The organism is Sphingobium sp. VMM (assembly GCF_056790315.1).
The window spans coordinates 73,622-86,852 of record NZ_JBXGSI010000012.1 but is presented as its reverse complement, the minus strand read 5'-3'; the positions used below and the strand labels follow the sequence as shown (position 1 = coordinate 86,852).

The following is a 13,231-nucleotide window of genomic DNA, read 5'->3' as shown; positions in this document are numbered from 1 at the left end:
AGAGAATCAGGCGTCCTCGTCGCTCATCCAGTGGACGAAGCGCTGCAGCGGCAACATGCCGTCATGAGCGCCGCCCATCACATGCTTGGCCGCGCCGCCGAGCCGGACCACGCGCTGCGCCCCGGCGCTGGCGAGGCGATCGCGCAGTGCCAGCTTTGCCGCGGGCGGATAGATGCCGATCGTCTGGGTCGCGACATTCACATGGCGGACCGCCGCATCGAGCGAGGCGACATGGACGACATTGGCGGTCTTGTTGCTCGGATGGAAATCGACCGGCTCGTCGGTCAGGATGACGAGGCCCCGGCCGTCCGGCTTGCCCCAGACTTTGGTGTCGTCGCCCATCAGGGTCAGCATCTCGATCTCGTCGCGCACCTCGACCGGCAGCGGATGCGCTACCGCCGAGGCGGTTTCGCGATCCAGGCCGAGCGTTTCCTGCAACTTGGCGCAGAAGGCCTCCACCCCGGCCCGGTCGCCCTCGACGAAGATGAAGCGGCTGGCGAGGCAGGCTTCCTGATTCATCGTCGCGACGTCGGTGGCGGCGGCATCGGCGACATCCTCGATGACGGCGGGATCGAACCCTTCCGGTCCGATCATCGAGATTGATGTCTTGGGATCGAACGACACCATCTGGATGCCGGGGCCGAGATATTTGATGACATTCTTGATCGCGTCGCCGCCGCCCCAGGCGACGATCTTGTCGAAATATTGCGGGCGATAGAGCGTCCCTTCGATCCGCTCGTCGCCGCCGCGCCAATAGACCGCCGACATGGAGCGGACGACCGGATGATTAGGATCGACATCGGCCATGGTGCGCAGCATCGCGACGCAGGTGAAGGGGTCGCTCGACGGCATCTTGAAGACGTTGACCGCCTTCACCAGCGCGCCCTGCGCGATTGAGGAGATGCAGCCGGTGGGCGAATTGCCGGCCAGCATATGCACCATGCGCGGCGGAAAGGCGCGCAGTGCGCCCCGATTGCCGTGCATGTCGGTGCGTTCCACCCAGCGGTCGAGCGCGGCGGGATCAAGGAAGCTTGATTCGATGCTGCAGCGCAGCCCCTCGGGCGTCAGGAAATGCTTGGCCCGGCGGAACAGATTTTCCACCACCCGGCGCGGCAGCGGATTGACCTTGACCGTATGTTCCAGCGCCGCCTGCAAATAGGGATTGGTCTCGAAATCCATCCGCTGCCCGGCCTCAACCAGGAAATCGATGATCTCGCTGACCGGCACGTCGAGCAGCGGCGGCAGTTCGGATCGCGGCGCGACCAGCGCATTGAGGTCGATCTGCGGCGTCGCGAAATCGACGCCCAGGTCGCGCGAGCGATGGCGCACCGCCCCGCCCTCGACCAGTTTGCCGCGCACGAAATGATCGACGCGGATCGGTTCGGCCGCCGTTCCGACCGGGGCCGTCTGTTCCAGCACGCTCATGCCACACCTCGCACATAGGCATCGACGGTGCCCGCGCAGCCGATCTTGTCGTCGCCGTCCAGATCGGCATAGCGGGCGATAGTGTCGCGAATGGATGGCCCGCTATTGCCGCAGGCACAGGGGCTGTAGTCGACCGATATCCGGTCGCCGGTGATGACCCCGCCCCAGCGGCCGTCGAGCGACAGGTCGAAGAAGGCGGCCCGACCCTCGACCTCGCCATCATGATCATGCTCGATCAACGCATCGCCATCCTTGTCCAGGATCATCGGCACGATCCAGGGCGGCACATGATAACGCCCGCCCTCACGGCATTTGGGCATGCCGCTGTTGAGTTCCTGCATCGAATAATTCTGGAAGTGCCGGCCTTCGGGAATGTTGAAGGTTTCATGCACGAACTGCTGATAATCGTCCGGCAGTTGCGCGCGCTTCAGGCCGCCGCCGATATAGATGCAGTTGTCGGGGTTGAAATCCTTGGCGCTATAGCCGCGCTCCCGCACCGCCTTGGCGACATGGTAGAGCGCGTTCCACATGCCCGCGATATAGAGTTTGTCGGCGCGATGTTCGATCATCGCATCGGCGGCGATATGGACGGCGGCGTCCATCGCCTCCTGCCGGAAGCGGGACGTTTCCTCGAACTCGGCAATGTCGCCGGGCAGCGCGCTGCCGTCCGCCATCGCCTTGCGCAGCACGACCATGCGGGTCAGCGATCCGACAGTGATCGGCGGCACCGGATATTGGAACATCGCCTTGGCGGGATCGCCAAAGGCGGCCCGCTGGGCTTCCCCGATAATCTCGTTCTTGGGCACCTTGGCGACCGGGGCCAGGCCCATGATGCGGCGGTCCTGCGCCGGCTGCACGCCCGATCCCCAGGCAAAGACATTGACGGTATCGACCCTCGACCAGTCCATGTCCGCCTGCGACGCGATCAGCATCGCCGACTTGCCGGTGGTGCCGCTGGAGCAGGAGACATAATGGCCCGCCGCCTGCAGCCGGGCGATCCAGTCATCGACATCGGTGATGCCATCGAGGTCGATGTCGGTCACGGGATGGGCGGAAATGGTGTTGAGCCACTGGGTCAGCTTGTCCCAGCGCTGCTGCATCAGCCAGTTTTCGGGGTAGCTCTTGTACGCCGTATGCGGGAACAGCAGCTTCACCGCGTCGTCGAGCGAGGTCACCTCGCTGATCCCCGCTTCCCGCGCGCGGTGGCCGAGCAGGCGGATGCCATCCTTCTTTTCCTGAAACCGCTCGTTCAGCGCCGCAATCTGCGCGTCGCGCAATTCGGCATGGGGACTGTTGAATCGATAGTCCGAACTGACCAGTCCGGTGAGGCGATCGGCCTGCGCGCCCATATCCTGCTCCTTGCCCTTGTAGCTCCGGTGCATTAATAGCACCTTATGCGTATCATTATGCATGATTCGCAAAAGGCGGCAAGGGCCATAATGATGCTGGTCATGGACACTCCGATTTCAGATCCCCGCCCCGCCGCCGGGCGCCCGACCCGCGCGCAGGCGCAGGCACGCCAGGCCGAAATGCTCGACGCCGCGCTCGACATGTTCCTCGACAAGGGGTTCGAGCTGACGACGATGGAGGCGGTGGCCGCCGCCGTCGGCATGACCAAGCGCACCATCTATGCCCGCTATCCCGACAAGGCGGCGCTGTTCATGGCCGCGGTCGGCCGGGCGATCGCACGCACCGCTACGCCGCGCGCCGCACTGGAGGCAATCGCCGGTGAGGATCTGGAAACCACGCTGGTCGCGATTGCCCGGTTGCGCATCGCCGACCTGTCGACGCCAGAGGGTGTCCGGCTGCGGCGGATCATCACCACCGAATCCTATCGCTTCCCCGACCTTCTGATGCTGTCCTACAGCCAGGGCGCCCAGCCGGTGCATGACCATCTGGCCGACCTGCTGCGCCGCCATGATAGCGCCGGGGCGATTTGCGTGGACCGGCCGGACATGGCAGCCAGCCTGTTCATGACGATGGTGCTGGGCGGGCCGATCCGGCTGGTGGGATCACCCCAGCCGATGAACGCCGCCGAGGTGGACGACTGGGTGCGGGCCGCCGTGCGCCTGTTCCTGAACGGCATAAGGACAAGATCGGACTAGCAACCCGGACCACCCGCAAGAGGGGGCCGGCACCAGATGAGGAGAGGGATATGGGATCGGCCTATTGGGGTGAGTTGCGGACGCATTGGCGCCCCCTGCTCGCCGCGACGATGGGACTGGGCTTCGGCATCGGCCTGTCGGCCTATACGATGAGCCTGTTCGCGCCGAAGATGATCGGCGAGTTTGGCTGGGCAAAATCGCAATTCGCGCTGCTCGGCAGTTTCGGCCTGCTGATGCTGATCATGCAGCCGATCACCGGGCGGCTGACCGACCGCTTCGGCGTGCGCGCCGTCTCCGCCGTGGGCGTGCTGGCCGGGCCACTCGCCTATCTGGGCTTCGCCTTCCAGCCCGGCAGCATCCGCGCCTTCTTCGCCGTCGCCGTGCTGCAGATCATCCTTGGCACGCTCACCACATCGCCGGTCTATACCCGCATCGTCGCCGAACGGTTCGAGCGGGCACGCGGCCTTGCCTTCTCGATCGTGATGACCGGTCCGCCGCTGGTCGGCGCGGTCATCGCCCCGCTGCTCGGTGGCTTCATCGAGAGCCAGGGCTGGCGCAACGGCTATCTGCTGATGGGCGGCGTCACCCTGGTCTTCGGCCTGATCGCGGTGCTGCTGACGCCCGCCCATATCGGCGTGCATCCCCATGAGGAGGCCGATGAAGCAGGGACGCCCGCGCCGGTCGGCAGCCGCGTCATCTTCCGCAATCCCGCTTTCTGGGTGCTGATCGTCGGCATGGTGCTGGTCAATTTCCCACAGGGACTCGCCTCGGCCCAGATGAAGCTGGTGCTGATGGACAGCGGCGCGGCGTCGCAGACCGCGACCTGGCTGATTTCCATCTATGCGATCGGCGTGCTGCTCGGCCGCTTCGCCTGCGGCCTGTCGCTCGACCGGATGCCGCCGCACCATGTCGCCGCGCTGGCACTGGCGATGCCGGCGATCGGCATGGCGCTGATGGCCTCGCCACTGGATGCGACCATTGTCCTTGCCCTCTCCGTCGCGATGATGGGGCTGGCGCAGGGGGCGGAGGGCGACATCGCCGCCTATCTGGTCTCGCGCCGTTTTGGCCTGGGCGTGTTCAGCTTGGTCATGGGCTTTGTCGGCGCGGCGATCGCGGGCGGCGCGGCGCTGGGTTCGCTGACGCTCAGCCTGACCCTGAGCATTTGGGGCAGCTATGCGCCGTTCCTGGCGCTGAGCGCCTGCGTCACCCTGGCCGGCGCCGCCCTGTTCCTGACCCTGGGGCGCCGTCCCCCCACCATGGAGCCCGTCTACGCATGAGCGACACCCAACGCACCGCGATCGTCACCGGCGCCAGCGCCGGCGTCGGCAAGGAAGCCGCCCGCGCCCTGCTGCAACGGGGCTGGCGGGTGATCGGCATCGGCCGTGACGTCGCCCGTTGCGCCGCCGCAGAGGCCGATCTGAGGGCCGATGCCGGCGGCGATTTCACGATGCTGCGCGCCGATCTTTCCTCCATGGCCGATACCGCACGGGTCGCGCGGGAGATCGCGACGCTTGCGCCGGAGATCGATGCGCTGCTCAACAATGCCGGCGGCGTGGTAGCGGAGCGGACGATCACGCCCGAAGGGTTCGAGGCGACCTTTGCCTCCAACCATCTTGCGCCCTTCCTACTGACGCAGAAGTTGCTGCCCAATCTGCGGGCTGCTGCCCGTAAGCGGGGACCGGGCACGGTGCGCGTGATCGCCGTTTCCTCGACCGGGCATGAGCAGAGCCAGGGCATCCAGTGGGACGACCTCAGCTTCGCCGACAATTTCGTCGGCGGTGCGGCCTATTGCCATGCCAAGCTCGCCAATATCCTGTTCACCCGCGAACTGGCCCGCCGCGTGGCCGATGACGGCATCGTCGCCCACGCCATGCATCCCGGCGTGGTCGCGAGCAATTTCGCCAGCCACTGCGACGCGCCGATGCAGGCCTATATGGAATCGATCCTCGACCGATCGGTCACGCCGGCGCAGGCCGCCGACACATTGGTCTGGCTGGCCAGTGCCGAGGAGCCGGGGCGCAGCAGCGGCCGCTATTTCCATCAGCGCGCGGAACTGACGCCATCGGCGGCCGCGCAGGATGATGCGCAGGCATTGAAGCTGTGGCAGGTGAGCGAAGCGATGGTGGCGGGTTTCTAGAGCATCCTCCGATTAGGTTGGATCGGAGGATGCTCTAATTTCCTTTTGTTTGCCGCATTCTGAAGTCGGCTGTTCCAGCCGACTTCAGAATGCTCTAGCCCCGCCCCTCGGCCACGATGCGAAACTCGTCGAAGATATCGGTCGGGATGGCATAGCCGGCGCCATCGTCACGGATCCTGTCGATATGGGCGGCGACATCCTCGGCGGTCGGCGGCGCGTCCAGCCCATGGTCCCATCCCGTGGTCGCGCCGACGAACACCCGTGCGATCCGGCCGCCGAGCGCGGAATAGATGCTGTGGGTCGATGTGCAGCGCTCATGGGCCAGATACGCGACCAGACCAGCGGTAAAGCGCGGATCGAAGCTGGGGCCGAGCGCCCGGCCCCAGGGATTATGGCCCAGCGTCCCCTGGCTCATGCCCGCCGACATGCGGCTGGCGGCATTGGGCATCACCGCGTTGCAGAGGATGCCGTGCGGCCGCCCCTCCTCCGCCAGATTGTGCATCAGCCCCATGATGCCACCCTTGGCCGCGCCATAGGCGGACAATTGCCCCATCCCCAGCATGCCGCCGCCCGATGTGGTGAGCACCAACCGACCCCCGCCCTGCGCCCGCATATGCGGCCAGGCAGCGCGCGCGACGTTGAAGGAACCGCGCACATGGACGGCGAGCAGCGCGTCGAGATCGGCCGCCGTCAGATCCTCGACCGGCGCAAAGCGCATATTGCCGGCATTGGCGATCACCGCGTCGATCCGGCCAAAACGGGCGATGGCGAGGTCGATCATCGCCTGCGCGCCGTTGGGCGACGACACATCATCGCCATTGGCGATCGCGATGCCGCCCGCCGCGATGATCTCTGCCACGACGGCCTCGGCCATGGTCGAGGATGCCCCCTCCCCCGTCACCGATCCGCCCAGATCATTGACGATGACCGCGCCGCCGCGCGCGGCGATGTCCAGCGCATAGGCGCGGCCGAGACCCCCGCCCGCCCCGGTGATGAGGATGGTGCGGCCGGTAAAGTCGATCCTGTCCATGCTCACCCCAATTGCGCGATGATCTGCGGCAGGTCGGCGGTGGTGCGGATGCCCGGCGGCGCATCGCACACCGCCGCAATGGCATTCACCGCGCGGTGGGCGGTCAGGCCCGGCGTGAAGGCGGCATAATCCTCCGGCGCGACGGGGAAGGTGATGTGGACGTCGAGCGGGGTGTCGCCCTGCACCTGGATACGCCAGCCAGACTCGCGCAATTCCCAGTCGGGCCGGTCTATGTCGCGGGTGCAATACCAGTTGGCGCGGAAGCGCAGCACGGCCTTGTCGCCCCGCATCCCCGATATGGTGATGCGCTGGGCGCCGACGGTGCCGGCGGCGATCGTGCCGGCCGCGATCGTCACGTCGCGGGTCGCCGCCGCCATTTCGCCGAATGCCTCCCACCGGTCTACCGCGATGCCGGCAGCGTCGGCCAGCTGGGCGAGTGACCCCGCAAAATCATGCTTCACATAATCGACCTTGCGCTGGTCGAACGCGGTCGGCGCAACGCCATAGCCCATGATGTTGAACAGCAGGTCAGGCGAATCCCGGCTTTCCATGTCGGCAAACTCGTCGATCGTCAGGCAGTCATGCCGGCGCGAGAGCGAGAGCAAGGGAATGGTCAGCGCCTCGGTCACGAAACCGGGGCTGGAGCCGGTGCTGTAGATCGCGCTGTGGCCGGCCTGGCAGGCGGCCTCGATCCGGGCGCGGACATCCGGGTCCATGGAGGCGGGGTGGTGGAAATCGCCGCGCGTGGTGACGACATTCTTGCCCGACGCCAGCAGCCGGCACAGTTCGTCGATGTCGGTCCCCTGCCGCATATAGAGGACGCAATCGGCCGGGGTTGTGACCAGTGCGTCGACATCGCTTGTGGCGGTGATGCCCTGCGGCGCGGTGCCGGCGAGCGTGCCGGCATCCTGCCCCGCCTTGGCCGCCGAACTGACCCACAGGCCGGCCAGGTCCAGCCCCGGATGTTCGATCACCGCGCGCAGGGCGCGGCCGCCGATATTGCCGGTGGCCCACTGGATCACCCGATAGTGTTTGCCCATCGCCATCCTCTCCCTTGCCGCCCCGATCAGAATTTGACGCCGGCCTGGACGCCCCAGGTCGCGGGCGCACTCCAGACATTGCCGATGCCGAAATTATTGCTGAGCACCTGGGTGCGGTAGCGGCTGTCGGTGACATTGTCGCCGAAGACGGCCAGCGAGAAGCGGTCGCTGGCATCGGTCCATTCCGCACGCAGCGCCAGCACCTCATAGCCCTTCTGCGCGAACTGGGTGCCGGACGGGCCGAAATAGAATTTCGAAGTGTAATAGAGATTGCCCGACAGGGCGAGCGAACCGCCCGCCAGATCGAGCGTGTAGCGCGCTCCGACATTGCCGGTGAAGTCGGGCGTGCGCTGCATATGCACGTCGTTGAGCTGGGTCGGCACGACGACGAAGCTGATCCCCTGCGCCGCGCAGGCGGCCAGGGTGCAGCGCGTGTAGATCGGCGCATCCTCGAAATTGGTGTAGCGCGCATGGGTATAGGCGGCGCCGACATTGAACTGGAACCGGTCGGTCAGCCGGTAGGAGAGCTGGCCTTCCAGACCATAGATTTCCGACGAGGCGGCGTTGATGATCTGGGCCGAGGGCGGGTTGCCGCGATAGAGCGACACCTGCAGATTCTTGTAATCATAATAATAGGCCGACAGGTCGACCGACAGGCGGCGGTCATCATATTTGAAGCCCGCTTCAAAGGCGTCGATATCCTCCGGCGCGACCTTGTTGCCGGTATTGCCGCCAACGTCGAGAATGCCCGACTTATAGCCCTTGCTATAGGAGGCGTAGACGCTCGATTCCTCGCTGGGCTTGTAGCGCAGCACCGCGCGCGGCGTGAACTTGTTGCCCTTGAGGTCGGGCACATAGGTGCGGACGCCGGAGAAGGGGATGATATAATAGGCGTCGCCGATCCTGTCGTGGCTGTAGCGCCCACCCACCGTCAGGAACAGGTCGGGCGTGAAGGCATAGGTGAGGTCGGCAAAGGCCGCATAGGATTTGCTGTTGGTGCCCGAACCGCCCAGCGCAATGCTGGCGAGCGGATCGCCGGCGGCCGGCGTGCCGACGCGCGTGCCCCATCGGTCCTTGTTGTTGAAGTAGAAGAGGCCGGCGGTCCATTGCAGCGGCCCGCCCGGCTTCGAGGTCAGCAGCAATTCCTGCGAGACGGTCTGGCTGCGCACCGGAATGTGCAGCAGGAAGATGTTCGCCGCCGTGCTGTCCAGATCCTCGACGATCAGCGAATTTTCATCGCGATACTGGGTGTAGGAGGTGAGATCGGCAAAGCCGAGGTCCGCCTTCAGCGTGCCCTGGATCACATCATTGTTCGACAGGAATTCGGTCGGGCCGCCGGTCGCCACGTCATTATGCTTGGTCGCGTAGAGGCTGGGCGGCAGGTTCGTGCCCGCGCCGCCAATATCGTCACCGACATAGATATTGGTGTTGAGCAGGGTCGGATCGTCCGTGTCGCTATGGGTGTAGCGCAGCAGCAGCGACACGGAATCGCTCAGGTCCGCCTTGATCCCGGTTCGCACCGACCAGTTGCTGTAGCGCCCGTCCCGGTCGCTGCCGGTGGTGATATTGTGGACGAAGCCGTTGCCGCGCCGGAACAGCCCTTCGACATCCATCGCCACATCCTGGACCACGCCGAAGGTGGCATAGCCCTGCACCGCCAGACTGTTGAAGCGACCATAGCTGACCTTGAACTCGCCCGCGCCGTCGCTGCTGGGATCGGCCGTGGTCAGCAGGATCGCGCCGCCGGTAGTGTTGCGACCGAACAGCGTGCCCTGCGGTCCTTTCAGCACCTGCACGCTTTTCAGGCTCATCAGCTGGAAATCGGCGGCCAGCGGGTTGGGCGAATAGAAGCCGTCGACATAGATGCCGACATTGGCGCCGCCGCCCGAGCTGGCGACCGCCGTGCCGACACCGCGAATGGTCGGCTGGACGAAGGCGGCGGCGCTGTCGAAGCGCAGCGCCGGGGTGACGGTGGCAATGTCGGTGAGCTGGCTGGCGCCGGCGCTGGTCAGCTGATCCTGGGTGACGGTGGTGATGCTGATCGGCACGTCGCGCGACAATTCAGCGCGGCGCTGGGCAGTGACGATGATCAGATCCTGGTCATTCTGGGCCGGCGGCGGCGGCGCCTCCTGCGCGACAGCCAGGTGCGACACGGTAGCCAGCAGCATGGCCGCGCCAATGCCCGACGAACGAATAAGCGTCTTCCGATGGATCATCCTTGCCTCCCATGATCGGTGCCGGTGGTCCGGCCTTCCCTATGGGCGGCATGATAAGGCCGAGAACCGCGGTCTCGCGCGCAGATAAGCGGCCGGCGGCTGACTCATCGCCTCGGCGTTGCCGCGCACGGTTCAGGGGCCAAGATATCCGATCGTATCCTGTCGCGGATCGGGCGAGTCCGCGCGCCAGCGGACCGATCCGAACGGCCGCTCCAGCCGCCGCCGCACCCGCACCTCGCCAGCCTTGCGGTCGAAGGCGCGCGCCACCTGCTGCGCCAGCTTGTCGGCCTGGGTGAAACGATCGCGCATATGGAGATAATCGCCCCAGGTCGGGCATTGATAGCGCTCGGTCCACAGCGCGGGATTGGCGATGTCGCGCGCGATCGACCAGTTGAAGCCGCCATTGCGCATGCGGGTGCGCTGCACCTCCACCATCGCCGCATAGAAATCGCGCGCCTGGTCGGGATCGACATCATAGTCGATCTCGATGATGACCGGGCCGGAGCGACGGGTGAGCGCCATGCCGACTTCCGGTTCGCCCGCGATGACGAAGGGCTCGACATCCGCCTCGCTGGTTTCGGGCAGCGGCAACAGCCAGCCCAGCAACGGCAATATGGCCAGTGCCAGCCCCGATCCATAGAGGGCGATGTCGACCGACCAGCTTTGCGCCACCAGCCCCCAAAGCAGCGCGCCAATCGCGATGCCGCCGGTCAGCGCCGAGGAGAAAAGCGACAAGGCCCGCGCCGTCACCCAGCGCGGCGCCGACAGCTGCACCGCGACGTTGAACAGGGCGATGGTCAGGATATTGGCGCCCCCCGCGACCAGCAACGCCAGGCAGGTGAGCGGCACATGGCGGCTGAACCCAACCAGTGCCAGCGCGATCCCGCTGACCAGCGCCAGCACGGCGGTCGTCCGCTGCGTTCCGAACCGGTCGCGGCATGGCCCGACCAGCAAGGCCCCCAGCACGGCGCCCACCCCGCTGGCGCCCAGTAACAGGCCATAGACACTGGCATCGCCACCCAGCAGATCCTTCGCCACCAGCGGGGCCAACGCCGACGCCGACGCCCCGGCCAGCCCGAACAGGAAGGCGCGCAGCAGCACCGTGCGGATCGCCCCGGCATGCAGCGCATAGCGCATGCCCGACACCATCGCCCGGTGGAATTGTTCGGGCGGCAGGCGCGCGGGCACATGACGCCGCTGCCAGACGAAGAAGGCGAGGAACAGCGGCAGATAGCAGATGGCGTTGATCGCAAAGGCGGCATGGGCGCCGGCCGCCAGCACGATGATGCCACCCAGCGCCGGGCCGAAGCTGCGCGCGACATTATAGCTGATCGTGCCGAGCGCGACGGCGGCGGGCAGCAGGCGCGGCCCGACCTGTTCGCTGATCGACGCCTGCCAGGCCGGCGAATAGAGCGCGACGCCCGCACCGATCAGCGAACAGAAGGCAAGCAGCATCCAGGGGCCGGTATGGCCGGTCCAGGCCAGGAAGGTCAGCGTCACGGCACTAAGCATCGAGAAGGCGAGGCCCGCCATCGCGATCCGGCGACGGTCGAACATGTCGGCAAAGGCGCCGGCGGGCAATGTCACCAGCATCAGCGGCAGCATCATCGCGGTCTGGACCAGCGCGACCATGCTGGGCGACGCGCTCATCCGCGTCATTTCCCATGCCGCGCCGACGCCCAGGATCAGCTGACCGAAATTGGAGAGAAGGCTGGCGGTCCAGATGCGGCGGAACACCGGTTCGCGCAGCGGCGCGAAGCTGCCGCCCGTCGCCTGCGCGACATCGCCTTGCGCCATCCGTCTCCCTCCTCATCATCTGCCCGCCCAGCCTGCACCAGCCGGGCGACGCAGGCCAATCGGCGCGCGATCAATCGCCTGTGCGATTGGGGGCCGTCCCGCTTCCATGCGATAGGATGCGAGAGCCGCGCCTGCGGCAAAAGAGACCGGGAGAAGATGCTTGACCGATGCCTATATCATTGATGCCGTCCGCACCCCGCGCAGCATCGGCAAGATGGGCAAGGGCGCGCTGTCGCACATGCACCCGCAGCATATTGCAGTGGCGGTGCTGAAGGCGCTCAAGGATCGCAACAATCTGAACACCGCCGATGTCGACGACATCATCTGGGGCACCAGCGCGCAGATGGGGCTGCAGGGCGGCGACCTTGGCCGGATGGCCGCGCTCGATGCGGGCTATGACGTCAAGGCTTCGGGCGTGACGCTGGATCGCTTCTGCGGCAGCGGCCTCACCGCCACCAACCTGGCCGCGGCGCAGATCATGTCGGGCATGGAGGATCTGGTGATTGCCGGCGGGACCGAGATGATGTCCTATGTCACGTGGTACGGCCAGTCGCTGCGCGAAGCGGGCGTGAAGGCCGCTGGCGGGCTTGGCACCGGCAATATCCGGTTGCAGGACAAGCATCCCCAGTCGAACCAGGGTGTCGCCGCCGATGCGATCGCCGCGATGGAGGGCATCACCCGCGAAGAGCTGGATGCGTTCGGCGCGGAGAGCCAGCGCAGGGCCGGCATCGCGCTCAAGGAAGGCCGCTTCGCCAGGTCGACCGTGCCGGTGCATGACGAGGATGGCAGCGTGGTGCTGGACCATGAGGAATATCCCCGCCCCGACACCACCGCCGAGCAGCTTGCCGGGCTGAAACCCGCCTTCGCCGCCTTCATGGACATGCCCTCGCGCCAGGACGGGCCGACCTTCCGCCAGCTCATCAACCAGAAATATCCCGATCTGGCGATCGAGCCGCTGCATCATGCCGGGACCTCGTCGGGCGTGGTCGATGGCGCCGCCGCGATCCTGCTGGCCTCTAAAGCCTATGCCGACGCCCATGGGCTCAAGCCCCGCGCCCGCATCGTCGCGACCGCCAATGTCGGCGACGATCCGACGCTGATGCTGAACGCGCCGGTCCCGGCCGCGCGCAAGGTGCTGGCCAAGGCCGGGCTGACCGTGGCCGACATCGACGTGTTCGAGGTCAATGAAGCCTTTGCCGTGGTGACGGAGAAATTCATCCGCGATCTGGGCGTCGACCGCGCCAAGCTCAATCCCAATGGCGGCGCGATCGCGCTGGGCCACCCGATCGGCGCGACCGGGGCGGTGCTGATCGGCACCGCACTCGACGAGCTGGAGCGCAGCGGTGGCCGTTATGCCCTGATCACCATGTGCGCGGCCGGGGGCATGGCGCCCGCGATCATCATCGAACGTGTCTGATCGGATCGTCCGGCCGCCGCGCTGCGCCGAACAGGAGGAGGCTGCTTTCGTTTCGCCGCGATGG

General features: G+C 66.4%; 10 protein-coding genes. 4 read left to right on the top strand and 6 right to left on the bottom strand.

Features of this window, described 5'->3' with window-relative positions; all coding sequences use genetic code 11:
* Positions 1-6: 6 nt before the first annotated feature.
* On the bottom strand, positions 7-1,425 hold the full coding sequence (locus ACUCV3_RS16470) for an acyl-CoA reductase (protein ID WP_482240900.1): 1,419 nt from the start codon (positions 1,423-1,425) through the stop codon (positions 7-9).
* Positions 1,422-2,807, bottom strand: a complete 1,386-nt coding sequence (locus tag ACUCV3_RS16465) for a hypothetical protein (protein WP_482240899.1) — start codon at positions 2,805-2,807, stop codon at positions 1,422-1,424. The genes ACUCV3_RS16470 and ACUCV3_RS16465 overlap by 4 nt, the downstream gene beginning before the upstream one ends.
* A gap of 69 nt (positions 2,808-2,876) precedes the next feature.
* Here ACUCV3_RS16465 and ACUCV3_RS16460 point away from each other — a divergent pair, with 69 nt between their 5' ends.
* From ACUCV3_RS16460 to ACUCV3_RS16450, 3 genes are read left to right on the top strand one after another with little or no spacing between them, the layout of a single operon-like run.
* Positions 2,877-3,530 (top strand): TetR/AcrR family transcriptional regulator, encoded by a 654-nt coding sequence (locus tag ACUCV3_RS16460; protein WP_482240898.1) that lies wholly within the window; start codon positions 2,877-2,879, stop codon positions 3,528-3,530.
* Positions 3,531-3,580: 50 nt separating this feature from the next.
* Positions 3,581-4,807 carry an MFS transporter gene (locus ACUCV3_RS16455; RefSeq protein WP_270091914.1) on the top strand — a complete coding sequence of 409 codons (1,227 nt, stop codon included), beginning with the start codon at positions 3,581-3,583 and terminating at the stop codon, positions 4,805-4,807.
* Positions 4,804-5,667, top strand: a complete 864-nt coding sequence (locus ACUCV3_RS16450) for an SDR family NAD(P)-dependent oxidoreductase (RefSeq protein ID WP_279727348.1) — start codon at positions 4,804-4,806, stop codon at positions 5,665-5,667. Before ACUCV3_RS16455 ends, ACUCV3_RS16450 begins: the two co-directional genes overlap by 4 nt.
* Before the next feature lie 94 nt (positions 5,668-5,761).
* Here the strand turns inward: ACUCV3_RS16450 and ACUCV3_RS16445 are convergent, their stop codons facing one another.
* The 4 genes from ACUCV3_RS16445 to ACUCV3_RS16430 form a co-directional block, all read right to left on the bottom strand.
* The gene (locus ACUCV3_RS16445; RefSeq protein ID WP_279727347.1) at positions 5,762-6,697 is read right to left on the bottom strand and encodes an SDR family NAD(P)-dependent oxidoreductase; all 936 of its coding nucleotides are present in this window, start codon (positions 6,695-6,697) and stop codon (positions 5,762-5,764) included.
* Positions 6,698-6,699: 2 nt separating this feature from the next.
* The gene (locus ACUCV3_RS16440) at positions 6,700-7,737 is read right to left on the bottom strand and encodes an NAD(P)H-dependent amine dehydrogenase family protein (RefSeq protein ID WP_482240914.1); all 1,038 of its coding nucleotides are present in this window, start codon (positions 7,735-7,737) and stop codon (positions 6,700-6,702) included.
* 26 nt (positions 7,738-7,763) lie between these two features.
* The gene (locus ACUCV3_RS16435; protein WP_482240897.1) at positions 7,764-9,953 is read right to left on the bottom strand and encodes a TonB-dependent receptor; all 2,190 of its coding nucleotides are present in this window, start codon (positions 9,951-9,953) and stop codon (positions 7,764-7,766) included.
* Positions 9,954-10,085: 132 nt separating this feature from the next.
* Positions 10,086-11,750, bottom strand: coding sequence for an MFS transporter (locus ACUCV3_RS16430; RefSeq protein ID WP_279727343.1), 1,665 nt, complete (start codon positions 11,748-11,750; stop codon positions 10,086-10,088).
* A 160-nt stretch (positions 11,751-11,910) separates the two neighbouring features.
* Between ACUCV3_RS16430 and ACUCV3_RS16425 the strand changes: the two genes are divergently transcribed.
* Positions 11,911-13,167: an acetyl-CoA C-acetyltransferase gene (locus ACUCV3_RS16425; RefSeq protein ID WP_482240896.1), complete on the top strand. Its 1,257-nt coding sequence runs from the start codon at positions 11,911-11,913 to the stop codon at positions 13,165-13,167.
* The last annotated feature ends 64 nt before the right edge of the window (positions 13,168-13,231 follow it).

What these genes read in the sequence shown, in the direction of transcription:
- ACUCV3_RS16445 (WP_279727347.1), bottom strand. Translation starts at nt 6,697, where the DNA reads ATGGACAGGATCGACTTTACCGGCCGCACCATCCTCATCACCGGGGCG.
- ACUCV3_RS16470 (WP_482240900.1), bottom strand. Translation starts at nt 1,425, where the DNA reads ATGAGCGTGCTGGAACAGACGGCCCCGGTCGGAACGGCGGCCGAACCG.
- ACUCV3_RS16455 (WP_270091914.1), top strand. Translation starts at nt 3,581, where the DNA reads ATGGGATCGGCCTATTGGGGTGAGTTGCGGACGCATTGGCGCCCCCTG.
- ACUCV3_RS16440 (WP_482240914.1), bottom strand. Translation starts at nt 7,737, where the DNA reads ATGGGCAAACACTATCGGGTGATCCAGTGGGCCACCGGCAATATCGGC.
- ACUCV3_RS16465 (WP_482240899.1), bottom strand. Translation starts at nt 2,807, where the DNA reads ATGCACCGGAGCTACAAGGGCAAGGAGCAGGATATGGGCGCGCAGGCC.
- ACUCV3_RS16460 (WP_482240898.1), top strand. Translation starts at nt 2,877, where the DNA reads ATGGACACTCCGATTTCAGATCCCCGCCCCGCCGCCGGGCGCCCGACC.
- ACUCV3_RS16450 (WP_279727348.1), top strand. Translation starts at nt 4,804, where the DNA reads ATGAGCGACACCCAACGCACCGCGATCGTCACCGGCGCCAGCGCCGGC.
- ACUCV3_RS16435 (WP_482240897.1), bottom strand. Translation starts at nt 9,953, where the DNA reads ATGATCCATCGGAAGACGCTTATTCGTTCGTCGGGCATTGGCGCGGCC.
- ACUCV3_RS16430 (WP_279727343.1), bottom strand. Translation starts at nt 11,750, where the DNA reads ATGGCGCAAGGCGATGTCGCGCAGGCGACGGGCGGCAGCTTCGCGCCG.